The organism is Kitasatospora sp. NPDC056273, from assembly GCF_042268845.1.
In the GTDB taxonomy this organism is placed as follows: Bacteria; Actinomycetota; Actinomycetes; order Streptomycetales; family Streptomycetaceae; genus Kitasatospora.
In genome coordinates this window covers 1-23,888 of the sequence record NZ_JBHJSJ010000037.1, presented here as the reverse complement: position 1 = coordinate 23,888, position 23,888 = coordinate 1, and the positions used below count along the sequence as shown (strand labels likewise).

Below are 23,888 nucleotides of genomic sequence, written 5' to 3'. Positions count from 1 at the left end.
GGTTCAGAAGCCGAGCTTGCGCAGCTGCTTGGGGTCGCGCTGCCAGTCCTTGGCGACCTTGACGTGCAGGTCCAGGTAGACCGGCGTGCCGAGCAGCGCCTCGATGTGCTTGCGGGCGGTGGTGCCGACGTGCTTGAGCCGCGCGCCCTTGGCGCCGATCACGATCGCCTTCTGGCTCTGCCGCTCGATGTAGACGTTGGCGTGGATGTCCAGCAGCGGGCGGTCCGCCGGGCGGCCCTCGCGCGGGAGCATCTCCTCGACCACCACGGCCAGCGAGTGCGGCAGTTCGTCGCGCACGCCCTCCAGCGCGGCCTCGCGGATCAGCTCGGCGACCATGATCTGCTCGGGCTCGTCGGTGAGGTCGCCCGCCGGGTAGAGCTGGTCGCCCTCCGGCAGCAGCTTGGTGAGCAGGTCGGCGACCAGTTCGACCTGCTTGTCGCCGACGGCGGAGACCGGGATGATCTCGGCCCACTCGAAGCCCAGCTCGATGCCGAGCTGGTGGATGGCGATGAGCTGCTCGGCCAGGCGCTTGGAGTCGACCAGGTCGGTCTTGGTGACGATGGCGACCTTCGGGGTCTTCTTGATCCCGGCGATCTCCTTGGCGATGAACTTGTCGCCGGGGCCGATCTTCTGGTCGGCGGGCAGGCAGAAGCCGATCACGTCGACCTCGGCCCAGGTGGTGCGGACCAGGTCGTTGAGGCGCTCGCCGAGCAGGGTGCGCGGCTTGTGCAGACCGGGGGTGTCGACCAGCACGAGCTGGGCGTCCGGGCGGTGCACGATGCCGCGCACGGTGTGCCGGGTGGTCTGCGGGCGATCGGAGGTGATCGCGACCTTCGTCCCCACCAGGGCGTTGGTCAGGGTCGACTTGCCCGCGTTGGGCCGGCCGACGAAGCACGCGAACCCGGAGCGGTACGAGGAGGAAGGGGCATTCATGGGCTCCATTCTCCCTGATCACCGGAGCCCCGCCGTCCGGGCCCACCCCGCGGGGGTGTCCGGGGCGCGCTCAGCCCTTCTTCCCGGCCTTCCCGCCCTTGCCGGAGGTGGGGATCAGCGAGACCACCACCAGCACCAGCAGGAAGCCGAGCGAGCCGTACAGCCAGAGCTCGGACCCGGTCTCCTGCCACTTGCCCAGCCCCATCACGAACAGCACCAGCCCGGCGAAGAACGCCACCGCCCCCATGCCCCAGTCCCCTCACCGAGTCCACTCCCCCGGTGAGATTATCTGCAAGGCCTGGGCTTCAAGACCATGCCGTCCGACAGCGCCGTACGGGGCACGCGGCGGGGCCGCCGCAGGCCCGCCAACGGCCCCCGGCGGCCCCGTACGGGCCCCTCGACGGGCCTCAGCGCGCCTCGGCGGACACCCGCAGCGTCCCGTCCGGCCCGGCCAGCAGCACGGGCGTCCCGGCCCCGCCCAGGTCCCGTACGGCCGCCAGGTCCGTCTCGGCCGGCTGCTCCGCCTCGCTCACCACGGCCGCTGCCTCCAGCGACCGGGCGCCGCTGGCCACCGCCATCGCCACCGCCGTCTGCAGGGCGCTCAGCCGCAGCGACTCCAGCGCGACCGTCCCGGCCACGTAGGTGCGCCCGGTCTCGTCACGCACCGCGGCCCCCTCGGCCACGCCGTTGCGGGCGCGGACCGAGCGGGCCAGGGTGATGATCTTCTTGTCTTCGGGGTCGAGCTCGACGATGTCACTCATGCCGCCGAGCATAGGCACCCGGCGCCGTTCAGTGGCCGACCGGGTGGGTGGGCCCCGGGTTCGGCTTGAGGACCTTGACGAAGGTCTTCGCGGCCCCGCTCGGCCGAGCCTCCTCGCGCTCGATCCGCTGCCGCCAGTACGGGTTGTCGTGCGGCAGGTGGCCGCTCACCCGGCCGTACATGCCGAAGGTCGTCAGGACGATGCCGAAGATGAACGCGAACAGCACGTTCGACATCCGGAAGTTGAGGATGTTGGCGTCCGGCCGCCCGAGCACCGTCAGGCCGTAGAAGCCCGACAGGACGAACAGCACGCCCACCGCCATGTTGAGGTTGGACGCGAAGTTCCCGCCGACCACCGCCCCCAGCACCAGGACCGCGCCCGCCACGATGGACAGGATGCTCAGCGCCCCGTTGGTCGACAGCCCGGCGATCCGGTCGCCGTGGGTGGCCAGGAAGCCGGGCTCGCCGGCCAGCCCCAGACACCCGAACACGATCAGGAAGACCCCCCCGAGCCCCGCCCCGACCCGCCACACCATGGCGAGCCGACGGTCGACGGTGGGCAGTTCGTCTTGCAGCTTCATGGCGACCTCCAGAGCTCGGCCATGGTCCAGCCGGGTGCCTAGCTGTAGGGGTGGCTCCCCTGCATGTGCGGCACCTCGTGCATGTAGAGCGAGCCGCACTGCTGGCAGCAGCGCAACCCGGTGCCCCACTCCTCCTCGGGCCGCGTCTCGGCGTCGTCGGACATGGTCCGGCCGCAGAGCGCCACCGACAGGTCCTCGTCCCGCACCACGTGCCAGGACTTGACTCCGCCGGCCGCCCCCTGCGGGCCGTACTCCGCGCGAAGTTTGTGCGTCATGCCCTCCATGGTCGCTCGGCGACAGCCCACCCGCTACTCGCCCGCCGGCTCCTCGGCGTCCTCGGTGCGGCGGACGGGGGCGGCGACCATCGAGCCGATCCGGTTGCGGCGGCCCGCCGAGGACTCGGCGGTCAGCAGGATGCCGGACAGGCCGCCCTCCACCGGGTCGGGCAGCGGGATCTCGCAGGAGGAGCCGGGGATCGGCACCCGGCCCAGGTGCTTGGCCAGCAGGCCGCCGACGGTCTCGACGTCCTCGTCCTCCAGCTCGATGCCGAACAGCTCGCCCAGGTCCTCCACCAGCAGCCGGGCGGTGATCCGGTACGAGCCGTCCCCGAGGTCCTCCACCGGGGCGATCTCCCGGTCGTACTCGTCGGTGATCTCGCCGACGATCTCCTCCAGGACGTCCTCGATGGTGACCAGGCCGGCCGTGCCGCCGTACTCGTCGATCACGATCGCCACGTGCGAACGGCGCTGCTGCATCTCGCGCAGCAGGTCGCCGGCCGGCTTGGAGTCCGGGACGAAGACGGCCGGCCGTATCACCGCGCCGACCTCCTCGGACTCCGCCTCCCGGTTGATGTGGGTGCGCCGCACCAGGTCCTTGAGGTAGACGATGCCGACCACGTCGTCCTCGTTGTCGCCGACCACCGGGATCCGCGAGAAGCCCGAGCGCAGCGCCAGGGTCAGCGCCTGCCGGACGGTCTTGTGCCGCTCGATCATCACCAGGTCGGTGCGCGGCACCATCACCTCGCGCACGATGGTGTCGCCCAGCTCGAAGACCGAGTGCACCATCCGGCGCTCCTCGTCCTCGATCAGGTCGTCCTTCTCGGCGAGGTCCACCAGGGCCCGCAGCTCCGCCTCCGAGGCGAACGGACCCTCCCGGTAGCCCTTGCCCGGGGTCAGCGCGTTGCCGAGCAGGATCAGCAGCCGCGGGATCGGGCCCAGCACCGCGGCCAGCGGCAGCAGCACGAAGGAGGCCGCCGTCGCGGTGGTGAGCGGGTGCTGGCGCCCGATCGTGCGCGGCGAGACCCCCACCGCGACGAAGGACACCAGCACCATCACGCCGAACGCCAGCAGGACGGCCTGCCAGGTGGGCGTCACGTTGCGCACGCACACCACGGTGACCAGGACGGCCGCCGCCATCTCGCTGGCCACCCGGATCAGGGTGGCCAGGTTGAGGTAGCGGATCGGGTCGGAGGCGACGGTCAGCAGCCGCGCGGAGCCGCGCCGACCGCTGCGCACCGCCTCCTCCGCCCGGAACCGGGAGACCCGGGAGATGCCCGCCTCGGCGCACGCGGCCAGCCAGCCGAGCACGACCAGCAGCACGGCACCGAGGATGAAGCTCGTACTCTCACCACTCACAGGGGTTCGGGCTCCGCGCTCAGTGGGTGGTGGGGGCCGGGGAGATGCCGCCGAGGCCCCGGCCCGTCCGCCAGTCGTCCAGGATGCGCTTCTGGAGGGCGAACATCTCCTCCTCTTCCTCCGGCTCCTCGTGGTCGTAGCCGAGGACGTGCAGCACGCCGTGCACGGTGAGCAGTTGCAGCTCCTCGTCCATCGAGTGCTTGGAGGGGGCCGCCAGGCCCTGCTGCTCGGCGACCTCGGGGCAGAGCACGATGTCGCCGAGCAGGCCCTGCGGCAGCTCGTCGCCCTCCTTGCCGGGACGCAGCTCGTCCATCGGGAACGACATCACGTCGGTCGGGCCGGGCAGGTCCATCCACTGGATGTGCAGCTCCTCCATCGCCGCACTGTCCACCAGGATCACGGACAGTTCGGACTGCGGGTGGATCCGCATCTTGTCCAGTGCGAAGCGGGCGACGTCGAGGATGGCTTCCTCGTCGGCCTCCCAACCGGACTCGTTGGCGATGTCGATCGACATGACGGGCTGTGTGCTCAGCTTTCGGTGCGATGGGACTGGCGGGGTGCGCGGGGTGCGCGGGGCGCCGTGGCCTTGCCGGGGCGCCGCTGGGCGGGCTTGCGGTCCGCCGGGGCGGCCTCCTCCGCCTCCTGGCGGGCGTCCCAGCGCTCGTAGGCGTCCACGATCCGGCCGACCAGCTTGTGGCGGACCACGTCGGTGCTGGTGAGGACGGAGAAGTGGATGTCGGGCACGTCGGCCAGGATGTCCTGGACGACCTTGAGACCGCTGCGGGTGCCGCCCGGGAGGTCGATCTGGCTGGTGTCGCCGGTGACCACCACCCGGGAGTTGAACCCGAGGCGGGTGAGGAACATCTTCATCTGCTCGGGCGAGGTGTTCTGGGCCTCGTCGAGGATGATGAAGGCGTCGTTGAGGGTGCGGCCGCGCATGTACGCGAGCGGGGCGACCTCGATGGTGCCGGCCGCCATCAGGCGCGGGATGGAGTCCGGGTCCATCATGTCGTGCAGCGCGTCGTACAGCGGGCGCAGGTACGGGTCGATCTTCTCGTAGAGGGTGCCGGGCAGGAAGCCCAGCCGCTCCCCCGCCTCGACCGCCGGGCGGGTCAGGATGATCCGGTTGACCTCCTTGGCCTGGAGGGCCTGGACGGCCTTGGCCATCGCCAGGTAGGTCTTGCCGGTGCCCGCCGGGCCGAGGCCGAAGACGATCGTGTGCTTGTCGATCGCGTCGACGTAGCGCTGCTGGTTGAGGGTCTTCGGGCGGATCGTCCGGCCCCGGTTGGACAGGATGTTCGCGGTGAACACCTGCGACGGCGCCGGGCTGTCCGGGTCCTGGCTGCGGATCATGGCGATGGAGCGCTCCACGGAGTCCTCCGTCAGCGGCTGGCCGGTGCGCAGCACCAGCATCATCTCGGTGAAGAGCCGCTGCACGAGGGCGACCTCGGCCCGGTCCCCGGTGGCGGTCACCTCGTTGCCGCGGACGTGGATGTCCGCGGCGGGGAAGCCCTGCTCGATCACGCGCAGCAGCGAGTCCGCGGTGCCGAGCAGGGTGACCATCGGGTGCTTCTCGGGGATCACGATCCGGGCGCTCACACGGCCGTCGTCGGTCGTTTCGGGGCGCGACTGTCCGTTGGTACGGGTCTGCGATGTGTCACTCATAGGTCGGCGCTGGGGCCTGCCTCATCCCATCCGTGGTCTCGGGTGCCGCTGGGTGTCTCCGGGGCACCAGGGTACGCCGCGAGCGTGATCGCCGTGGCGGGCGGCGGGGCCGCACCCGACGATGCTCCGGCAGATCGCAGGCCGGCGCGAGCCCATTTTTTTCACCGGGGACACTGCCGGGACTCTCCCGTGCCGCTCCGGTTCCCCGGGCCGGTCACGACGGGCGGCGGGCCGGCACCGGCACCCGGTCGAGGTCGGCGGCCAGCACCAGCTCCCCGTCGAAGTGCTTGCGGGCGTCGGCCAGGTGCTGGCCGAGGTCCGGGTAGCGCTGCGAGAAGTGGGTCAGCACCAGGGTGCGCACCCCGGCCTCGGCGGCGGCCTTGGCGGCCTGCCCGGCGGTGAGGTGGCCGTGCTCCTCGGCGAGCCGGGCGTCGGCGTCGGTGAAGGTCGCCTCGACGACCAGCAGGTCGGCGCCCTCGGCGAGCGCGTACACGCCGTCGCACAGCCGGGTGTCCATCACGAAGGCGAACTTCTGGCCCGGCCGCGGCTCGCTGACCTCGGCCAGGGTGACGGTGCGGCCGTCCACCTCGATCGCGCCCTCGTGCTGGAGCCGGCCCACCGCCGGGCCGCGCACGCCGAGGGCGGCCAGCCGCTCCGGCACCAGCCGCCGGCCGTCCGGCTCGGACAGCCGGTAGCCGAAGGACTCCACCGGGTGGTCCAGCCGGACGGCGTCCAGCGCGAAGCGGGCGCCGGGCGCCGGCAGCGGCCCGGGCTCGTCGATCGGCCGGGGCCGCAGCACGGCCGTCTCGTGGTAGGCGGTGGAGTGCCGCAGCCGCTCGAAGTAGACCTCGCCGGAGGCCGGGAAGTAGACGTCGACCGGGTGCGGGACCCGGTCGAGGTTGATCCGCTGGATCACCCCGGCGAGGCCCAGGCAGTGGTCCCCGTGGAAGTGGGTGACCGCGATCCTGGTGATCTGGGTGGCCGTCACCCCGGCGTGCAGCATCTGGCGCTGGGTGCCCTCGCCGGGGTCGAACAGCAGGCCCTCGCCGTCCCAGCGCAGCAGGTAGCCGTTGTGGTTGCGGTGCCGGGTGGGCACCTGGCTGGCGGTGCCGAGGACGACGAGTTCGCGCTGGGACACCTGCGGTCAGACCATGCGCTCGGTCATCGACATGCCGCCGAGCACGTGGACGTGCGCGTGGAAGACGGTCTGCCCCGCGCCGGCACCGGTGTTGAAGATCAGCCGGTAGTCCTCGATGCCCTCGTCCGCGGCCACCGCGCCCGCCTCGGCGAGCAGTTCGCCGGCGGTCTCCGGCTCGGCGGCGGCCAGCGCGGCCGCGTTCGGGTAGTGCGCGTGCGGGATCACCAGCACGTGCACGGGAGCCTTGGGGGCGATGTCGCGGAAGGCGAGGGTGCGCTCGGTCTTGCGCACCACGGTCGCCGGGATCTCGCCCGCCACGATCTTGCAGAACAGGCAGTCGGGCTGCGGCTCGCCGGCCATGGCTCTCTCCTCGGGATCGGTGTGTCGGGTGGTGGGGCCGTACGGGCGCAGCCTAGCCGAGCCGGGCGACGGCCTGCTGGCGCTTCCGGCGCCCCGGGGCCGCACCCGCGGGGCGGGACGCCGGACCGGCCGGCGTCCCGCCCCGGAGCCGCTACGCCCAGGGCAGCGGCGGCGCGGTGCGGGCCGGGGCCCCGGCGAGCTTCGCCAGGGCGAGCCGGACGCCCTCGGACAGCTGCGGGTCCTCGCCGGCCGCCCAGTGGTGCGGGGCGAACGGCACCTCGACGTCCGGGTCGACGCCGTGGTTCTCCAGGCCCCAGCCGTACTTCTCCAGCCACAGCGCGTACTTGGGCTGGGTGACGAGGGTGCCGTCGACCAGCCGGTAGCGGCTGTCGATGCCGATCACCCCGCCCCAGGTGCGGGTGCCGACCACCGGGCCGATGCCGAGCACCTGGATGGCGGCGCTGACCACGTCGCCGTCCGAGCCGGTGAACTCGTCGGCGAGCGCGACCACCGGGCCGCGCGGGGCGTCCGCCGGGTAGGGCACCGGGTGGTCGGTGTCCCGGATGACGTCCCAGCCGATGATCTTGCGGGCCAGCTTCTCGATCACCAGCTGCGAGGTGTGGCCGCCCCGGTTCCCCCGGACGTCGACGACCAGGCCCTCCCGGGCCATCTCGGTGCTCAGGTCGCGGTGCAGCTGGGCCCAGCCGGCCGTCTGCATGTCGGGGATGTGCAGGTAGCCCAGCCGCCCGCCGGACAGCTCGCGCACCGCGGCCCGCCGCCCGGCCACCCAGTCGTGGTAGCGCAGCGCCTCCTCGTCGGCGAGCGGGACGACCACCGGGTGGCGCCGGTCGGTGCCGTCCTTCCCGGCCACCGTCAACTCGACCGGCTGCCCGGCGGTGCCGGCCAGCAGCGGGGCCGGGCCGGTGACCGGGTCCACCGGGCGGCCGTTGACGGCGAGCACCGCGTCGCCCGGGCGGATCGCCGCGCCGGGCGCGGCCAGCGGCGAGCGGGCCCTGGGGTCGGAGGACTCCCCGGGCAGGATCCGGCCGATCCGCCAGTGCCCGCCGTCCCGGACGAGGTCGGCGCCGAGCAGGCCCTGGCGCCGGGCGGGCTCGGTGTACCGGCCGTACGGCATCACGTAGGCGTGCGAGGTGCCGAGTTCGCCGTGCACCTCCCAGAGCAGGTCGACCAGTTCGTCGTGCGAGCCGACCCGCTCGACCAGCGGCCGGTAGCGCTCCAGCACCCCGTCCCAGTCGACGCCGGAGAGGTCGGGGCGCCAGAAGTTGTCCCGCATCAGCCGGCCGTTCTCGGCGTACATCTGCCGCCACTCGGCGGCCGGGTCGACGGTGATCCGCAGCCGGGCGAGGTCGACGGCGGCCTCCTCGTCGTCGCCGCCCTTGTGGTCCGCCGGGACGACCCTCAGCTCGCCCTGGTCCAGCACGGCGACCCGGGTGCCGTCCGCGCTGACCGAGAAGTCGTCCACGCCGTGCACCAGCTGCTCGACCCGGCGCTTGCGCAGGTCGAAGCGCTCCAGCACCGGACGGGGCCGGTCGTCGTCCAACGAGGCGGCCTCGTCGCCGAGTTCGCCCGTCAGCGGGGCCCTGGTCCAGAGCACGCCGTCCTTGGCGGCGGCCAGCTCCTCGAAGCGGCCGCCCTCGACCGGGAAGGGAATGATCCGGTCGGCGATGCCGTCCAGGTCCACCCTGGTCACCGGCGCGGCGTCGGCGGCCGCCGCCTCGCCGTCCGCCTTCCGGGCCTTCGGCTCGTCCTCCTCCCCGCCGAGCGGGCGCCCGGCCCGTTGCGGCCCGAACGGGGAGGGCGTGTCGGCGGCCAGCGTGACCAGGTAGGGGCGGCAGCCGTTCGGGAAGGACAGGTCGAAGACGTGCGCGTCGTAGACCGGGTCGAAGTTGCGCACCGACAGGAAGGCCAGGTAGCGGCCGTCCGCGGTGAACGAGGGCGAGGTGTCCACGAAGCGCGGCTGGGTGACCTCGCCGACCGTCCGGGTCGCCAGGTCGGCCAGCACGATCTGGCGCAGCGAGTGCGGGCCCATCCCGCGCACCGGGCGCGACCAGGCCAGCCAGGCCGAGTCCGGGCTGAAGGCCGGGGTGCCGGGCTCGCCGTCGGCGCTGCGGTCCAGCTCGTGCACGGCGCCGTCGGCGAGCGTCACCAGCAGCACCCGGCCGTCGTGCGCGCCGAGCGCGGCCTGCTTGCCGTCCGGGGAGACCGTCAGCGCGTTGACCCGGCCGAGCCGCCCCGCGGCCAGTCGGCGGCGCTCGGCGCCGTGCAGGTCGGGGGCGAACTCCAGGGCGTCCCCGCCCTCGGCGTCGGACACCCAGAGCACGCCCTGGGCGCCGTCCTCGCCGGGCACCACCCGGGCCAGCCGCCCGCGCACGCCCGGGGTCTCGTCCAGCACCCGGGCCGGGCCCTCGCGGTGGGTCAGCCAGTGCACGCCGCCGCGCACCACCACGGCGCTGCCCCGGCCGGTGCGGTCGGGGGCGACGGAGTCCAGCCAGTGCGCGGCGGGCACCGGGCGGGGGCGGCGCCCGGCCCGCGGGCCGGCCAGCCGGACGTCCAGCCGGCGCGGCTCGGCACCCGCCAGGTCGTCCAGCAGCCAGAGGTCGCCGGCCCGGTGGAAGACCACCCGGGTGCCGTCGGTGCCGGCGCCGCGGGCGTAGAAGCCGTCCGGGTCGGTGCTGTGGCGGCGCAGGTCGGTGCCGTCCGGGCGGCTGGACCACAGCTCGCCGACACCCTCGTGGTCGGACAGGAAGGCGATCCGGTCCCCGACCCACAGCGGGGAGTCCAGCTGCCCGTCCAGCTCCGCGTGGACCCGGGCGAACTCCTCCCGGCCGAGCCACAGCTTTCCGGCCCGCCCGCCCCGGTACCGCTTCCACCAGGCCGGATCGCGGCCGTTGACGCTGCTCAGCAGCACCCGGTCACCACCCGGCTCGAAGGCGAGCCCGCCGACCGGCCCGTACGGCAGCCGCTGCGGCTCGCCGCCGTCCAGCGGCACGGCGTGCGCCCAGGTGCGGCGCAGGCTGGCCTCGCCGGCCCCGGTGGCGGCGATCGGACGGCCGTCGGCGGTCCAGCCCAGCACCCGGGTCTGGTGGCTGCCCCAGTGGGTGAGCCGGCGCGAGGGGCCGCCGTCCACCGGCACCACGTGCACCTCGGGGGCGCCGTCCCGGGTGGAGGTGAAGGCGAGGTGCCGCCCGTCCGGGGAGAACCTCGGGTGGTGGACCGGCAGGTGGTCCGCCGTCAGCCGCCAGGCCCGGCCGCCGTCCAGCGGGGCGAGCCAGAGGTCGTCCTCGGCGACGAAGGCGAGCAGGTCGCCGTGCAGGTGGGGATGGCGAAGGTAGGCGCCCGCCGAGGAGTTCGGGGAGGTGCTCTGGGAGTCCGTCACCCGGCCAGCCTAGGCAGGTACACGGACCGTCCGCGCCGTTTTTCCCAGACTCCCGGCGCCGTCCGCGGACGGCCGTGCCGCGGTCGCCGCCGGGGTGTACGGGGGCGCGCCGAGGGGCGCGCCGACGGCCTGCCAGGGGTGCGCCCGGGGTGCTACGACCAGCGGCCGGTGCGCCCGAGCAGCAGCGCGCCGGCGGCCACCCCGGCGGTGGAGGTGCGCAGCACCGAGGGGCCCAGCCGGTACGGCCCGGCGCCCGCCCCGGCGAAGGCCGCCAGCTCCTCCGGGGAGACCCCGCCCTCCGGGCCGACCACCAGGACGATGTCCCCGCCCTCCGGCAGCACGGCGTGCGCCAGCGGTTCGGCGCCCTCCTCGTGCAGCACGGCGGCGAACGCGGCCCCCGCCAGGACGGGCGCCAGCTGCCTGGTGGTCATCGGCTCGCGGACCTCGGGGAAGCGCAGCCGGCGGGACTGCTTGCCCGCCTCCCGCGCGGTGGCCCGCCACTTGGCGAGCGCCTTGGCGCCGCGCTCGCCCTTCCACTGGGTGATGCAGCGCGAGGCGGCCCACGGGATCACCACGTCCACGCCGACCTCGGTCATGGTCTCCACGGCCAGCTCGCCGCGGTCGCCCTTGGGCAGCGCCTGGACCACGACGATCCGCGGCGCGGGCTCCGGCTCGCGGCGCACGGCGGCGACCCGCACGTCGATCGCGTCCTTGCCGAGCACCTCGGCGACCGTGCCGTCCACGCCGAGCCCCAGCCCGTCGGCCAGGGTCACCGCCTCGCCCGGCTCCAGCCGCTTCACCGCGGCCGCGTGCCGCCCCTCCGGGCCGTCCAGGCGCACCACGGCCCCGGGCGCGGCGGCGGCGATCCGCTCGGTCTCGACGACGAAGACGGGCGCGGTCATGACGGGGAACCTCTTTCGTGCGGAAGTGGGACGGACACGCGAAAGGGGTGCCGGGGTCATTGCCCCCCCGGCACCCCTCCGCGGACGGCTACCGGCCGTTGAAGGCGTCCTTCAGCCGGGAGAAGAGGCCCTGCTGGCCCGGCGCGAACTGGCCGGACGGCCGCTCCTCGCCGCGCAGCACCGCGAGGCGGCGCAGCAGCTCCTCCTGCTCGGGGTCGAGCTTGCTGGGCGTCTTCACCTCGACGTGCACTATCAGGTCGCCCCGGCCGCCGCCGCGCAGGTGGGTGATGCCCCGGCCGTGCAGCGGGATCGACTGGCCGGACTGGGTGCCGGGCCGGATGTCGACCTCCTCCAGGCCGTCCAGGGTCTGCAGCGGCACCTGGGTGCCGAGCGCGGCCGCCGTCATCGGGATGGTGACGGTGCAGTGCAGGTCGTCCCCGCGCCGCTGGAAGATCGTGTGGGTGGTCTCGGCGATCTCGACGTACAGGTCGCCGGCCGGGCCGCCGCCGGGGCCGACCTCGCCCTCGCCGGCCAGCTGGATCCGGGTGCCGTTGTCGACACCGGCCGGGATCTTGACGGTCAGCGTGCGGCGGGCGCGCACCCGGCCGTCGCCGGCGCACTCCGGGCACGGGGTCGGCACGACGGTGCCGAAGCCCTGGCACTGCGGGCAGGGGCGGGAGGTCATGACCTGGCCCAGGAAGGACCGGGTGACCTGGGAGACCTCGCCCTTGCCGCGGCACATGTCACAGGTCTGCGCCGAGGTGCCGGGGGCCGCGCCCTCGCCGCTGCACGTGGTGCAGGTGACGGCGGTGTCGACCTGGAGCTCCTTGGTGGTGCCGAAAGCGGCCTCCTCCAGGGTGATCTCCAGCCGGATCATGGCGTCCTGGCCCCGGCGGGTGCGCGAGCGCGGGCCGCGCTGGCCGGCCGCGGCGCCGAAGAAGGCGTCCATGATGTCGGAGAAGCCGAAGCCCGCCGCGCCGGCGCCGAAACCGCCCGCGCCGCCGCCCGGGGACAGCGGGTCCCCGCCGAGGTCGTAGACCTGGCGCTTCTGCGGATCGGAGAGCACCTCGTAAGCGGCGTTGATCTCCTTGAACCGCTCCTGCGTCTTCGGGTCCGGGTTGACGTCCGGGTGCAGTTCGCGCGCCAGGCGCCGGAACGCCTTCTTGATCTCGTCCTGCCCCGCATCCCGTCGGACGCCGAGTACCGCGTAGTAGTCCGTGGCCACCAAATGCTCCGCTTGTTCCGCCTGTAGTAGTGCTGCGACTGGTCACCGCCGTCGGATTTCCGACGGCGGCCTTTGCTAGGACTCGGCCAGGATCTGGCCCACGTACCGCGCCACCGCTCGCACCGCCCCCATTGTGCCCGGGTAGTCCATCCGGGTCGGACCGATCACACCCAGTTTCGCCACGCTCTCGTCGCCCGAACCGTAGCCGACCGAGACGATGGACGTGGAAGTCAGCCCCTCGTAGGTGTTCTCCCGCCCGATCCGGACCGTCATCGCGGCGTCCGCGGTCTCACCCAGGAGGCGGAGCAGGACGACCTGCTCCTCCAGGGCCTCCAGCACCGGCTGGATGCTGAGCGGGAAGTCGTGCCCGAAGCGGGTCAGGTTGGCCGTGCCGGCCAGCATGATCCGCTCCTCGTTCTGCTCGGCGAGCGTCTCGAACAGGGTCGCCAGGACCGTGCTGACGGTCGGCCGCTCGGCCGGTTCGAACTGCGCCGGCAGCTCCTCCAGCAGCCCCGGGACCTCCGGGAGGCGCCGGCCGGCGGCCCTCGCGTTGATCCGGGCCCGCAGGTCCGCCAGCACCGTCTCGCCGACCGGGCCCGGGCAGTCGACCATCCGCTGCTCGACCCGGCCGGTGTTGGTGATCAGCACCAGCATCACCTTGGCCGGGGCCAGCGCCACCAGCTCGATGTGCCGGACGGTGGAGCGCGTCAGCGAGGGGTACTGCACCACCGCGACCTGCCGGGTCAGCTGGGCGAGCAGCCGCACGGTGCGCGCGACCACGTCGTCCAGGTCGACCGCGCCGTCCAGGAAGTGCCGGATGGCCCGGCGCTCGGGGGCGCTCATCGGCTTGATCTCGGCGAGCTTGTCGACGAAGAGGCGGTACCCCTTGTCGGTCGGGATGCGGCCGGCGCTGGTGTGCGGCTGGTGGATGTAGCCCTCCTCCTCCAGCGCCGCCATGTCGTTGCGGACGGTCGCCGGCGAGACCCCGAGGTTGTGCCGTTCCACCAGGGCCTTGGAGCCGACCGGCTCCTCGGTGCCCACGTAGTCCTGCACGATCGCGCGGAGCACGGCGAGCTTGCGTTCGTCCAGCTGGCGGACCTCACCGGCCATGGGGCACGCACCTCCGTCTTCGCACGTTGTCCGACTGTGTCCCTTGCTGCTGCGGGCCGCTCCGAAGACCCTTGCCCTGGCACTCTGAACACGCGAGTGCCAAAACCGTACCTGCCAGTGTAAGGCCCGGGTCCTACGGCAGGAACGGCCGGACCGGGGTGATCCTCCCCGCAGTTCCGCTCACGGCCCGCGGGGCCCCGGCGGTTCGATCCTCCCGGCGCCGGGGTGGTGCCGGGAGGCCGTCCGGGTGGCAGCATCGAAAGCGACGGCGAATGGAGGAGCAAGCGATGTCGAGCTCGGGCCAGCACACCCGTTTCGCGCCGGACCGCGGCCTGACCGGCCGCATGGTCGCGACGATGTTCGTGATCGGGCTGCTGTACGTCGGTTTCACCGGCCTGCTGATCGCGCTGCTGCGCGGCGCCTGGCCACTGATCGTCCTGATCTCCGGCGGGCTGTTCGTGGCCCAGTTCTGGTTCAGCGACAAGATCACCGAACGGGCGATGGGCGCCCGCCAGGTGTCCCCGGAACAGTTCCCCCAGCTGCACGGCACCATCGACCGGCTCTGCGCCCTGGCCGACATGCCCAAACCCCGCGTGGCGGTCGCCGACAACGACATGCCGAACGCCTTCGCCACCGGCCGCAACCCGCAGAACGCGGTGGTCTGCGTGACCACCGGGCTGCTGCGCCGGCTGGAGCCCGAGGAACTGGAGGGCGTCCTCGCGCACGAGCTGTCGCACGTCGCCCACCGGGACGTCGCGGTGATGACGATCGCCGGCTTCCTCGGCGTCCTCGCCGGGGCGATGACCCGGATCGCGATGTACGGCGGGTTCATGGGCGGCGGGCGCAACAACAACGACCAGAACGCGGCCGTCCTGGCGCTGATCATCCCGCTGGTGTCGGTCGTCGTCTACGCGATCAGCTTCCTGCTCACCCGGCTGCTGTCCCGCTACCGCGAACTCGCCGCCGACCGGGCCGCCGCCCAGCTCACCGGACACCCCAGCGCCCTCGCCTCGGCGCTCACCAAGGTGACCGGGCAGATCGCGGCCATCCCCAGCAAGGACCTGCGCCAGGCCCAGCCGTACAACGCCTTCTACTTCGCCCCCGCGCTGAGCGCCCGGGAGGCCGCCTCGCAGCTGTTCTCCACCCACCCGAGCCTGGAGAAGCGGCTGGAGCAGCTGGCGAAGATCTCCGAGCAGCTCGGCCGCTGAGCCTCAGTTTTCGACCCGAGAGGACCGCCGTGGGAATCCTGGACGCCCTGTTCGGCCGCACCAAGCCCGTCAAGCCCGACCTCGACCAGCTGTTCGGCGTGCCGTCCGCCGCGCTCACCCTGGAGGCCGGGGCCGGGTTCACCCCCACCGGGCTCGGCTCGGTCTGCTTCGCGGCCGTCGAGGGCGCGGCCTTCGTCCAGGTCCAGCAGCAGGTCCGGGCGCTGCTGGACGCCGACACCGAGCGCGGCGGCGTCCCCGTGGAGGCCTCCAAGGACGGCTACGGCTACTCCTGGCTGCTCGCCCGGCACCGCCCCGAGGAACTGCCCGAACTGGTCAACGACCTGCACGCGGTCAACAGCGAACTGGAGGCGAACGGCTTCGGGCCGCAGCTGCTCTGCTCGCTGGTCGGCTTCCGCGACCCGGACGGGCGGTCGCTGGCCCTCGTCTACCTCTACAAGCGGGGGACGTTCTACCCCTTCGCCCCGATGCCCGGCGGCGGGGAGCGGCGCAACAGTCCGCTGGAACTGCAGGTCAACGCGATGCTGGGGAACGACCTGCGGCTGGAGAAGGACCTGAGCCGCTGGTTCCCGGTCTGGGGCGCGCCGGGCCTCTGACGCGCCGTCCGCCCTCCCTATGATCACCCGTATGCGCAGCCGCCAGTACGGACCCGACCTGACCCCGCCGTGGAAGAAGCAGCAGCCCGCCCCGGAGGTGCCCGCCGAGCGGGACCTGGTGGTCGAGGAGGCGGCGACCGGCTACTGCGGGGCCGTGGTGCGCTGCGAGAAGACCGCCGAGGGCTTCACCGTCACCCTGGAGGACCGGTTCGGCAAGCACCGGGTGTTCCCCCTGGTGCCGCGCGGCTTCCTGCTGGAGGGAAGGGTCGTCACCCTGGTCCGCCCGGCCGGCCCGGCCCCCGCCCGCACCCCGGGCCGCACCGCCTCCGGCTCCGTCGCCGTCCCCGGCGCCCGCGCCCGGGTCGCCCGCGAGTCCCGCATCTACGTCGAGGGCCGGCACGACGCGGAGCTGGTCGAACGGGTCTGGGGCGACGACCTGCGGATCGAGGGCGTGGTCGTCGAGTACCTGCGCGGCATCGACGACCTGCCCGCGATCGTCGCCGACTTCGCCCCCGGCCCCGGCCGCCGCCTCGGCGTCCTGGTCGACCACCTGCTCCCGGGCACGAAGGAGCACCGCATCGCCGCCCGGGTCACCGGCGACTCGGTGCTGGTCGTCGGCCACCCCTACATCGACATCTGGCAGGCCGTGAAGCCCTCCTCCGTCGGCATCCCCGCCTGGCCCGCCGTCCCCAGGGGCGAGGACTGGAAGGAGGGCACCTGCCGCCGCCTCGGCTGGCCGGTGGACACCCCCGCGGCCTGGAAGCACATCCTCTCGAAGGTCGACTCCTACAAGGACCTGGAGCCCGAACTCCTGGGCCGGGTCGAGGAACTGATCGACTTCACGGCCCTGCCGGAGTGACGGCGGGGAAAGTCGGCAGTCACCAGACTCACACCCATCGGATCCACAGGAACGGCCTCGCCGAAGAGGCTGGTCCGCTCGGAGAGGTGCGCACACGGTAAGCCCTCGGTCAGTCCACCAGGTCACGTACGACGGCGTCGGCCAGGAGGCGGCCCTGGAGGGTGAGGGTGGCGCGGCCCCGGGCGTAGGGGCCGGGGGCGAGGAGGCCGTCGGCGAGGTGGCGGTCGGCGGCCTCGCGGCCGGTGTCGGTGAGGAGGTCGAGGGGGATGCCGTCGACCAGGCGGAGCTCCAGCAGGATGCGTTCGACGCGGCGGTCCTCGTCGGCCAGCACCTCGCGGGCCAGGGCCGGGGTGCGGTGCTCGGCGAGGGCTTGGGCGTAGGCGGCGGGGTGCTTGGCGTTCCACCAGCGGACGCCGCCGACGTGGCTGTGGGCGCCGGGGCCGGCGCCCCACCAGTCGCCGCCGGTCCAGTAGAGCTCGTTGTGGCGGCAGCGGCCCTCGGGGGTGGTGGCCCAGTTGGAGACCTCGTACCAGGAGTAGCCGGCGGCGGCGAGCGCCTCCTCGGCGATCAGGTAGCGGTCGGCGTGCACGTCGTCGTCGATCATCGGCAGTTCGCCGCGCTTGACGCGGGCGGCGAGCCGGGTGCCCTCCTCGACGATCAGCGAGTACGCGGAGACGTGGTCGGGCCCGGCGCCGATGGCGGCGTCCAGGGAGGCCCGCCAGTCGTCGTCGGACTCGCCCGGGGTGCCGTAGATGAGGTCGAGGTTGACGTGTTCGAAGCCGGCCGCGCGGGCCTCGGCCACGCAGGCCTCGGGGCGGCCCGGGGTGTGGTGGCGGTCGAGCAGCTTCAGGACGTGCGGGCGGGCGCTCTGCATGCCGAAGGAGAGCCGGTTGTAGCCGCCCTCGCGCAGTTCGGCCAGGTACGCCGGGTCGACGGACTCCGGGTTGGCCTCGGTGGTGACCTCGGCGCCGTCGGCGAGCCCGAACTCCTCGCGGATCGCGGCGAGCATCTTGACCAGGTCGCGGGCGGGCAGCAGGGTCGGGGTGCCGCCGCCGAGGAAGACGGTGTGCACCGGCAGGTCGGCGGAGCCCAGCACCTTCCGGGCGTGGCGGATCTCGGCGACCACGTTGTCCGCGTAGGTCTCCTGGGAGGCGACGGCCCCGGAGGAGCGCAGCTCGGTGGCGGTGTAGGTGTTGAAGTCGCAGTAGCCGCAGCGGCTGGCGCAGTACGGCACGTGCAGGTAGAAGCCGAACGGCCGGTCGCCCAGCCCGTCGAGGGCGTGTGCGGGCAGGGAACCGTCGGACGGCACCGGATCGCCGTCGGGGAGTGCGGAGGGCATGAGCCCATTGTCCCGTACGGCCCGACCGAACCCGGCGGGCCGTACGGGGGCGGGGCCGGTCAGGCCTCGTTGGCGCCCGCGTACATGGCGGTGACCGCGTCCGCGTAGGTCCGCTCGACCACCGGGCGCTTGATCTTCAGGCTCGGGGTGAGCTCGCCGTGCTCGATGTCGAGGTCGCGCGGCAGCAGGTGGAACTTCTTGATCGTCTGCCAGCGCTGGAGGTCGCCGTTGACCCGCTTGACGAAGCCCTCGATCAGCTCGTGGACGGCCGGCTCGACGGCCAGCTCGGCGTAGGACTTCCCGGCCAGGCCGTGCTCGGCGGCCCACGGCAGCAGGACGGCCTCGTCCAGGCCGATCAGCGCGGTGCAGTAGTTGCGGCCGTTGCCGATCACCAGGATGTTGCTGACGAACGGGCAGACCGCCTTGAACTTGCCCTCGACCTCGCTGGGCGCCACGTACTTGCCGCCGGAGGTCTTGAACAGGTCCTTCTTGCGGTCGGTGATCCGCAGGAAGCCGTCCGGGCTGAGCTCGCCGATGTCCTCGGTGTGGAACCAGCCGTCCGGCTCCAGCACCTCGGCGGTCTTCTCCGGCAGGTTGTGGTAGCCGCGCATGACGCCGGGGCCGCGCAGCAGGATCTCGCCGTCCTCGGCGATCCGCACCTCGGTGCCGGGCAGCGGGCGGCCCACGGTGCCGATCCGCACGTCCTCGGCCCGGTTGACGCAGGAGCCGGCGCTGGTCTCGCTCAGGCCGTAGCCCTCCAGGATCGGCACCCCGGCGCCGATGAAGAAGTAGCCGATCTCCGGGGCGAGCGCGGCGCTGCCGGAGACCGCGCCGCGCAGCCGGCCGCCGAAGGCCGCCCGGATCTTCGCGTACACCAGCTTGTCGGCCAGCGCGTGCTGCACCCGAAGGCCCAGCGGGGCGCTCTCGGTGCCGGTGGCGATGCGGCTCTGCTGGACCGCCCGGGCGTGCTCGCGGGCGACCTTGGCCGCCCACAGGAAGATCTTGTACTTGGCGCCGCCCTCGGCCCGGGCCCGGCCCGCGATGCCGTTGTAGACCTTCTCGAAGATGCGCGGCGCGGAGGCCATGATGGTCGGCCGGATCGCGGGCAGGTTGTGGATGATCCGGTCCACCCGGCCGTCCACCGCCATCACGTGCCCGGTGGCGATCTGCCCGGAGATCAGCGTCTTACCGAACACGTGGGACAGCGGCAGCCACATGAACTGCACGTCGTCGGGGCCCAGCAGGCCGCTGGCCTCCTGCGCCCGGCCCTCGTACGCCCAGCAGTCGTGCACCAGGCGCACGCCCTTGGGGCGGCCGGTGGTGCCGGAGGTGTAGATGAGGGTGGCCAGCTGCTCCTTGCCGAGCCCGTCGACGGCCTTCTCCACCGCGTCCGGGTGCTCCGCCAGGTACCGGGTGCCGCGCTCCTCCAGCTCGGCGAGGGTGAGCAGGTCCAGGCCGCCGGTCTCGGGGGCCTCGGCGGGCGCGTCGAAGAGGATCACGGTGCGCAGTTCGGGCAGCTGGTCGAGCTGCCCGACGGCCTTGGCCAGTTGGGCCTCGTTCTCGGCGAACAGCGCCCGGGAGCCGGAGTCGGAGAGGATGAACGCGGTCTCGTCCGCGTTGGTGCTGGGGTAGACGGTGGTGATCGCGGCGCCCGCGCACATGGCGCCGAGGTCGGCGACGATCCACTCCAGGCGGGTCGAGGAGGCCAGGGCCACGCGGTCCTCGGGCCGGATGCCGAGCGCCATCAGGCCTGCGGCCACCGCCTTGACCCGGACCGCGGTCTGCGCCCAGGTGAGCGAGCGCCACTGCTCGGCGCCGGGCGCGCCGTCGGCGGCCTGCTCGTCCACCGGCGAGGGGTAGCGGTAGGCCTCGGCGTTCGGGGTCAGGGCGACCCGCTCCAGGAACAGGTGGGCGACGGAGGCGGGGCGCCCGGCGACGAGGTCGGGCCTGCCGGAGTCGATCAGGGACTGCGCGGAACTCAACGAGGACCTCCGGTGGCGGGTGGCCGTCTGAGGGATTGTCGCGGCGTCCGTGGGGGCGGTCGCCGGGCCCCCGGTTCACCTGAGCGGTACCGGTCAGTAACAAAGGGGCAATCAGCAGCCTAGGGGGAAACCGGTCATTCCGTAAGGGGGCGGCGCCCGACGGCACGGCCCCGCGCGACCGGTGCCGCACCCCGCCGTTCGGCAAAGGCCCGGCAAACCTCCGGCTCCCGGACGCCGAATGACCTGTACGACGCTACAGAACACCGAGAATTGGGGTGCGAACCCGACCGGCGACGACAAGAGTGTGCTAGTGCTGATCAGACTGCTGAGGGCGTACCTGCGCCCGTACTCCCGACCGATCACCCTGCTGGTGCTGCTCCAGCTGGTGTCCACCCTCGCGGCGCTCTACCTGCCGACGCTCAACGCCGACATCATCGACGACGGCGTGGTCAAGGGCGACACCGGCTACATCCTGCGCGTCGGCGGGGTGATGATCGCGGTCACCGTCCTCCAGGCCCTCTGCTCCATCGGCGCGGTCTACTACGGCGCCCGCACCGCGATGGCCTTCGGCCGGGACGTCCGCGCCGCCGTCTTCGACCGGGTGCAGAGCTTCTCCGCCCGCGAGGTCGGCCAGTTCGGCGCCCCCTCGCTGATCACCCGCACCACCAACGACGTCCAGCAGGTCCAGATGCTCGCCCTGATGAGCTTCACGCTCATGGTCGCCGCGCCGATCATGTGCGTCGGCGGCATCATCATGGCGCTCAACCAGGACGTCCCGCTGTCCGGCCTGCTGCTCGCCGTCATCCCCGTGCTCGGCGTCGTCGTGGTCCTGCTGGTCCGCGCGCTGCGCCCCAGGTTCCGCAGCATGCAGGTACGGATCGACACCGTGAACCGGGTCCTGCGCGAGCAGATCACCGGCATCCGGGTCATCCGCGCCTTCGTCAAGGACGACCAGGAGCAGGCCCGCTTCGCCGACGCCAACGAGGACCTCACCCAGGTCTCCCGCCAGGTCGGCCGGCTGATGTCCATCATGTTCCCCGCCGTCATGCTGGTGGTGAACGTCTCCAGCGTCGCCGTGCTCTGGTTCGGCGCCCACCGCATCGACAGCGGCGCCATGCAGATCGGCGCGCTCACCGCGTTCCTCTCCTACCTGATGCAGATCCTGATGAGCGTCATGATGGCCACCTTCATGTTCATGATGGTGCCGCGCGCCGAGGTCTGCGCCGAGCGCATCCAGGAGGTCCTCGGCACCGACAGCAGCGTCGTCCCGCCCGCCGCCCCCGTCACCGAGGTCCCGCACCGCGGCACCCTGGAACTGCGCGGCGTCGACTTCCGCTACCCCGGCGCCGAGGCCTCGGTGCTGCGCGGCATCGACCTCACCGCCGGCCCCGGCCAGACCACCGCCATCATCGGCTCCACCGGCAGCGGCAAGTCCACCCTGCTCGGCCTCGTCCCCCGGCTCTTCGACGTCACCTCCGGCCGGGTCCTGCTCGACGGCGTCGACGTCCGCGAACTCGCCCCCGCCGCGATCGCCGAGAGCGTCGGCATCGTCCCGCAGAAGCCCTACCTCTTCTCCGGCACCGTCGCCAGCAACCTCCGCTACGGCCGGCCCGACGCCACCGACGAGGAGCTCTGGCACGCCCTGGAGATCGCCCAGGCCAAGGAGTTCGTCGAGAAGCTGCCCGAAGGCCTGGACGCCCCCATCGCCCAAGGCGGCGGCAACGTCTCCGGCGGCCAGCGCCAACGCCTGGCCATCGCCCGGACCCTGGTCCGCCGGCCCTCCGTCTACCTCTTCGACGACTCCTTCTCCGCGCTCGACTACGCCACCGACGCCCGGCTCCGCAAGGCCCTCGCCCGCGAGACCTCCGACGCCACCGTCCTGATCGTCGCCCAGCGGGTGTCCACCATCCGCGACGCCGACCGGATCATCGTCCTCGACGAGGGCGCCGTCGTCGGCAGTGGGACCCACCACGAGCTGATGGCCGACAACCCGACGTACCGGGAGATCGTGCTCTCCCAGCTCACCGAGCAGGAGGCGGCGTGACCACGCCCGGCAACAAGCCCGACCTGGCCAAGGGGCCCGCCCCGAGAGGCACCGCTCCCGAGGACGCCCCGGTGGACGGCGCCCCGGCGAACGGCGCCCCGAAGGACGCCGCCAAGGACGCCGAACTGCCCAGCGACTCCCAGGCCGCCGCCGCCCGCCGCGGCCCGGCCGGCCCCGGCCGCTTCATGGGCGGCCAGGGCACCGAGAAGTCCATGGACTTCAAGGGCTCCGGCAAGCGCGTCCTCGGCCTGCTGCGCCCCGAACGCAACACCCTGATCGGCGTCCTGGTCCTCGGCGTGCTCGGCATCGGCTGCGCCGTCATCGGCCCCAAGATCCTCGGCGACGCCACCGACCTGATCTTCGCCGGTGTCGTCGGCGCCCGCTTCCAGACCGGCATGTCCAAGGACCAGGTCATCGACGGGCTGCGCGCCCACGGCGAGGGCGGCGTCGCCGACCTGCTCTCCGCCGTCCACTTCACCCCCGGCCAGGGCATGGACTTCGGCGCCATCGGCACCGTCCTGCTCTGGGTGCTCGGCATCTACCTCGCCTCCGCCGTCTTCGGCATCTTCCAGGGCCGGCTCGCCACCCGGGCCATCCAGGCCGCGAGCTACCGGCTGCGCCAGGACGTCGAGGCCAAGCTCGCCCGGCTGCCGCTCAGCTACTTCGACAAGCAGCCGCGCGGCGAGGTGCTCAGCCGGGTCACCAACGACATCGACAACATCGGCCAGTCCATGCAGCAGACCATGGGACAGGTCGTCAACTCGCTGCTCACCGTGGTCGGCGTGCTCGCGATGATGTTCTGGATCTCCCCGCTGCTCGCCGTGATCGCCCTGGTCTCGGTGCCCGTCTCGGTCGTCGTCGCCACCAGGGTCGGCAAGCGGGCCCAGCCGCAGTTCGTCCAGCAGTGGAAGTCCACCGGCCAACTGAACGCCCACATCGAGGAGATGTACACCGGCCACACCCTGGTCAAGGTGTTCGGGCGCCAGCACGAGTCCGCGGAGACCTTCCGCGAGCACAACGAGGCGCTCTACCACGCCAGCTTCAAGGCCCAGTTCATCTCCGGCATCATCCAGCCCGCGATGATGCTGATCGGCAACCTCCAGTACGTGCTGGTCGCCGTCGTCGGCGGTCTGCGGGTCGCCAGCGGCGCGCTGTCCATCGGTGACGTCCAGGCGTTCATCCAGTACTCGCGGCAGTTCAGCCAGCCGCTCACCCAGGTCGCCAGCATGGCCAACCTGGTGCAGTCCGGCGTCGCCTCCGCCGAGCGCGTCTTCGAGCTGCTGGACGCCCCCGAGCAGAGCGCCGAACCGGCCATGCCGGAACGGCCCGACGTGGTGCGCGGCCGGGTCGCCTTCCAGGACGTGTCCTTCCGCTACGACCCCGAGAAGCCGCTCATCGACGACCTCTCGCTCAAGGTCGAGCCCGGCCAGACCGTCGCCATCGTCGGCCCCACCGGCGCCGGCAAGACCACCCTGGTCAACCTGCTGATGCGGTTCTACGAGGTCAGCTCCGGACGGATCACCCTCGACGGCGTGGACATCGCCGCGATGTCCCGCGAGGAACTGCGCTCCGGCATCGGCATGGTGCTCCAGGACACCTGGCTGTTCGGCGGCAGCATCGCCGACAACATCGCCTACGGCGCCGAGTCGGCCACCCGCGACCAGGTCGTCGAGGCCGCCAGGGCCGCCCACGTCGACCGCTTCGTGCGCACCCTGCCGGACGGCTACGACACCGTCATCGACGACGAGGGCACCAACGTCAGCGCCGGCGAGAAGCAGCTGATCACCATCGCCCGGGCGTTCCTCGCCCAGCCGTCCATCCTGGTCCTGGACGAGGCGACCAGCTCCGTCGACACCCGCACCGAGGTGCTGATCCAGCGGGCCATGGCCCGGCTGCGCACCGGCCGCACCAGCTTCGTCATCGCCCACCGGCTCTCCACCATCCGGGACGCCGACGTGATCCTGGTGATGGAGAACGGCTCGATCGTCGAGCAGGGCTCGCACGACCACCTGATCGCCGCCGACGGCGCCTACGCCCGGCTCTACCAGGCGCAGTTCGCCGAGGCCGTGGCCGAGGTGGACTGACGCTCCCCCGAAGACCGTCGGAGAACGCGGGAAGGTCGAGTGATGATGCTAGG

Annotated in this window: 21 protein-coding genes; 5 read left to right on the top strand and 16 right to left on the bottom strand. The window is 72.8% G+C overall.

Features of this window, described 5'->3' with window-relative positions; all coding sequences use genetic code 11:
- Positions 1 to 3: 3 nt before the first annotated feature.
- From era to hrcA, 14 genes are all read right to left on the bottom strand, one after another.
- The gene (gene era / locus ACFCY1_RS27660; RefSeq protein WP_049651090.1) at positions 4 to 933 is read right to left on the bottom strand and encodes a GTPase Era; all 930 of its coding nucleotides are present in this window, start codon (positions 931 to 933) and stop codon (positions 4 to 6) included.
- 70 nt (positions 934 to 1,003) lie between these two features.
- Positions 1,004 to 1,180: a hypothetical protein gene (locus tag ACFCY1_RS27655; protein ID WP_158077653.1), complete on the bottom strand. Its 177-nt coding sequence runs from the start codon at positions 1,178 to 1,180 to the stop codon at positions 1,004 to 1,006.
- Between the two features lie 160 nt (positions 1,181 to 1,340).
- On the bottom strand, positions 1,341 to 1,694 hold the full coding sequence (locus ACFCY1_RS27650) for a cytidine deaminase (RefSeq protein WP_049651100.1): 354 nt from the start codon (positions 1,692 to 1,694) through the stop codon (positions 1,341 to 1,343).
- Between the two features lie 28 nt (positions 1,695 to 1,722).
- On the bottom strand, positions 1,723 to 2,274 hold the full coding sequence (locus ACFCY1_RS27645; protein WP_049651089.1) for a DUF4383 domain-containing protein: 552 nt from the start codon (positions 2,272 to 2,274) through the stop codon (positions 1,723 to 1,725).
- Positions 2,275 to 2,312: 38 nt separating this feature from the next.
- On the bottom strand, positions 2,313 to 2,549 hold the full coding sequence (locus tag ACFCY1_RS27640; protein ID WP_063780135.1) for a hypothetical protein: 237 nt from the start codon (positions 2,547 to 2,549) through the stop codon (positions 2,313 to 2,315).
- A 33-nt stretch (positions 2,550 to 2,582) separates the two neighbouring features.
- Positions 2,583 to 3,908, bottom strand: coding sequence for a hemolysin family protein (locus ACFCY1_RS27635; protein ID WP_049651087.1), 1,326 nt, complete (start codon positions 3,906 to 3,908; stop codon positions 2,583 to 2,585).
- Between the two features lie 19 nt (positions 3,909 to 3,927).
- Positions 3,928 to 4,422 carry an rRNA maturation RNase YbeY gene (gene ybeY, locus ACFCY1_RS27630; RefSeq protein WP_049651086.1) on the bottom strand — a complete coding sequence of 165 codons (495 nt, stop codon included), beginning with the start codon at positions 4,420 to 4,422 and terminating at the stop codon, positions 3,928 to 3,930.
- Positions 4,423 to 4,436: 14 nt separating this feature from the next.
- Complete coding sequence (locus ACFCY1_RS27625; protein ID WP_375876428.1) at positions 4,437 to 5,471, bottom strand: PhoH family protein; 1,035 nt, start codon at positions 5,469 to 5,471, stop codon at positions 4,437 to 4,439.
- 316 nt (positions 5,472 to 5,787) lie between these two features.
- Positions 5,788 to 6,711 carry a ribonuclease Z gene (locus tag ACFCY1_RS27620; RefSeq protein WP_117487723.1) on the bottom strand — a complete coding sequence of 308 codons (924 nt, stop codon included), beginning with the start codon at positions 6,709 to 6,711 and terminating at the stop codon, positions 5,788 to 5,790.
- Positions 6,712 to 6,717: 6 nt separating this feature from the next.
- Positions 6,718 to 7,071, bottom strand: a complete 354-nt coding sequence (locus ACFCY1_RS27615; protein WP_049651083.1) for a histidine triad nucleotide-binding protein — start codon at positions 7,069 to 7,071, stop codon at positions 6,718 to 6,720.
- A 151-nt stretch (positions 7,072 to 7,222) separates the two neighbouring features.
- The gene (locus tag ACFCY1_RS27610; RefSeq protein ID WP_375876394.1) at positions 7,223 to 10,468 is read right to left on the bottom strand and encodes a PDZ domain-containing protein; all 3,246 of its coding nucleotides are present in this window, start codon (positions 10,466 to 10,468) and stop codon (positions 7,223 to 7,225) included.
- Between the two features lie 152 nt (positions 10,469 to 10,620).
- The gene (locus ACFCY1_RS27605; RefSeq protein ID WP_375876393.1) at positions 10,621 to 11,370 is read right to left on the bottom strand and encodes a 16S rRNA (uracil(1498)-N(3))-methyltransferase; all 750 of its coding nucleotides are present in this window, start codon (positions 11,368 to 11,370) and stop codon (positions 10,621 to 10,623) included.
- A gap of 88 nt (positions 11,371 to 11,458) precedes the next feature.
- Positions 11,459 to 12,595, bottom strand: coding sequence for a molecular chaperone DnaJ (gene dnaJ / locus ACFCY1_RS27600; RefSeq protein ID WP_049651911.1), 1,137 nt, complete (start codon positions 12,593 to 12,595; stop codon positions 11,459 to 11,461).
- Positions 12,596 to 12,670: 75 nt separating this feature from the next.
- Positions 12,671 to 13,705: a heat-inducible transcriptional repressor HrcA gene (gene hrcA / locus ACFCY1_RS27595; RefSeq protein ID WP_049651912.1), complete on the bottom strand. Its 1,035-nt coding sequence runs from the start codon at positions 13,703 to 13,705 to the stop codon at positions 12,671 to 12,673.
- A gap of 287 nt (positions 13,706 to 13,992) precedes the next feature.
- On the opposite strand from hrcA, the gene htpX reads away from it, so the two are divergent.
- The 3 genes from htpX to ACFCY1_RS27580 are packed head-to-tail and all read left to right on the top strand — an operon-like array spanning position 13,993 to position 16,386.
- The gene (gene htpX, locus ACFCY1_RS27590; RefSeq protein ID WP_049651913.1) at positions 13,993 to 14,913 is read left to right on the top strand and encodes a zinc metalloprotease HtpX; all 921 of its coding nucleotides are present in this window, start codon (positions 13,993 to 13,995) and stop codon (positions 14,911 to 14,913) included.
- 29 nt (positions 14,914 to 14,942) lie between these two features.
- Positions 14,943 to 15,527: a hypothetical protein gene (locus tag ACFCY1_RS27585; protein ID WP_375876392.1), complete on the top strand. Its 585-nt coding sequence runs from the start codon at positions 14,943 to 14,945 to the stop codon at positions 15,525 to 15,527.
- A gap of 31 nt (positions 15,528 to 15,558) precedes the next feature.
- Positions 15,559 to 16,386: a DUF3097 domain-containing protein gene (locus ACFCY1_RS27580; protein WP_049651915.1), complete on the top strand. Its 828-nt coding sequence runs from the start codon at positions 15,559 to 15,561 to the stop codon at positions 16,384 to 16,386.
- A 109-nt stretch (positions 16,387 to 16,495) separates the two neighbouring features.
- On the opposite strand, the gene hemW is transcribed toward ACFCY1_RS27580, so the two are convergent.
- Positions 16,496 to 17,725 carry a radical SAM family heme chaperone HemW gene (hemW, locus tag ACFCY1_RS27575; protein ID WP_049651917.1) on the bottom strand — a complete coding sequence of 410 codons (1,230 nt, stop codon included), beginning with the start codon at positions 17,723 to 17,725 and terminating at the stop codon, positions 16,496 to 16,498.
- A gap of 59 nt (positions 17,726 to 17,784) precedes the next feature.
- A complete protein-coding gene (locus ACFCY1_RS27570; RefSeq protein WP_049651918.1) occupies positions 17,785 to 19,707 on the bottom strand; it encodes a long-chain fatty acid--CoA ligase in 1,923 nt (640 codons plus the stop codon).
- Between the two features lie 310 nt (positions 19,708 to 20,017).
- Here ACFCY1_RS27570 and ACFCY1_RS27565 point away from each other — a divergent pair, with 310 nt between their 5' ends.
- Complete coding sequence (locus tag ACFCY1_RS27565) at positions 20,018 to 21,751, top strand: ABC transporter ATP-binding protein (RefSeq protein ID WP_049651919.1); 1,734 nt, start codon at positions 20,018 to 20,020, stop codon at positions 21,749 to 21,751.
- Between the two features lie 185 nt (positions 21,752 to 21,936).
- Positions 21,937 to 23,835 carry an ABC transporter ATP-binding protein gene (locus ACFCY1_RS27560; RefSeq protein ID WP_117491689.1) on the top strand — a complete coding sequence of 633 codons (1,899 nt, stop codon included), beginning with the start codon at positions 21,937 to 21,939 and terminating at the stop codon, positions 23,833 to 23,835.
- The last annotated feature ends 53 nt before the right edge of the window (positions 23,836 to 23,888 follow it).

What these genes read in the sequence shown, in the direction of transcription:
- hrcA (WP_049651912.1), bottom strand. Translation starts at nt 13,705, where the DNA reads ATGGCCGGTGAGGTCCGCCAGCTGGACGAACGCAAGCTCGCCGTGCTC.
- ACFCY1_RS27655 (WP_158077653.1), bottom strand. Translation starts at nt 1,180, where the DNA reads ATGGGGGCGGTGGCGTTCTTCGCCGGGCTGGTGCTGTTCGTGATGGGG.
- ybeY (WP_049651086.1), bottom strand. Translation starts at nt 4,422, where the DNA reads ATGTCGATCGACATCGCCAACGAGTCCGGTTGGGAGGCCGACGAGGAA.
- ACFCY1_RS27560 (WP_117491689.1), top strand. Translation starts at nt 21,937, where the DNA reads ATGGGCGGCCAGGGCACCGAGAAGTCCATGGACTTCAAGGGCTCCGGC.
- ACFCY1_RS27645 (WP_049651089.1), bottom strand. Translation starts at nt 2,274, where the DNA reads ATGAAGCTGCAAGACGAACTGCCCACCGTCGACCGTCGGCTCGCCATG.
- era (WP_049651090.1), bottom strand. Translation starts at nt 933, where the DNA reads ATGAATGCCCCTTCCTCCTCGTACCGCTCCGGGTTCGCGTGCTTCGTC.
- ACFCY1_RS27650 (WP_049651100.1), bottom strand. Translation starts at nt 1,694, where the DNA reads ATGAGTGACATCGTCGAGCTCGACCCCGAAGACAAGAAGATCATCACC.
- ACFCY1_RS27605 (WP_375876393.1), bottom strand. Translation starts at nt 11,370, where the DNA reads ATGACCGCGCCCGTCTTCGTCGTCGAGACCGAGCGGATCGCCGCCGCC.
- ACFCY1_RS27640 (WP_063780135.1), bottom strand. Translation starts at nt 2,549, where the DNA reads ATGACGCACAAACTTCGCGCGGAGTACGGCCCGCAGGGGGCGGCCGGC.
- ACFCY1_RS27625 (WP_375876428.1), bottom strand. Translation starts at nt 5,471, where the DNA reads ATGGTCACCCTGCTCGGCACCGCGGACTCGCTGCTGCGCGTGATCGAG.
- htpX (WP_049651913.1), top strand. Translation starts at nt 13,993, where the DNA reads ATGTCGAGCTCGGGCCAGCACACCCGTTTCGCGCCGGACCGCGGCCTG.
- ACFCY1_RS27615 (WP_049651083.1), bottom strand. Translation starts at nt 7,071, where the DNA reads ATGGCCGGCGAGCCGCAGCCCGACTGCCTGTTCTGCAAGATCGTGGCG.
- hemW (WP_049651917.1), bottom strand. Translation starts at nt 17,725, where the DNA reads ATGCCCTCCGCACTCCCCGACGGCGATCCGGTGCCGTCCGACGGTTCC.
- ACFCY1_RS27580 (WP_049651915.1), top strand. Translation starts at nt 15,559, where the DNA reads ATGCGCAGCCGCCAGTACGGACCCGACCTGACCCCGCCGTGGAAGAAG.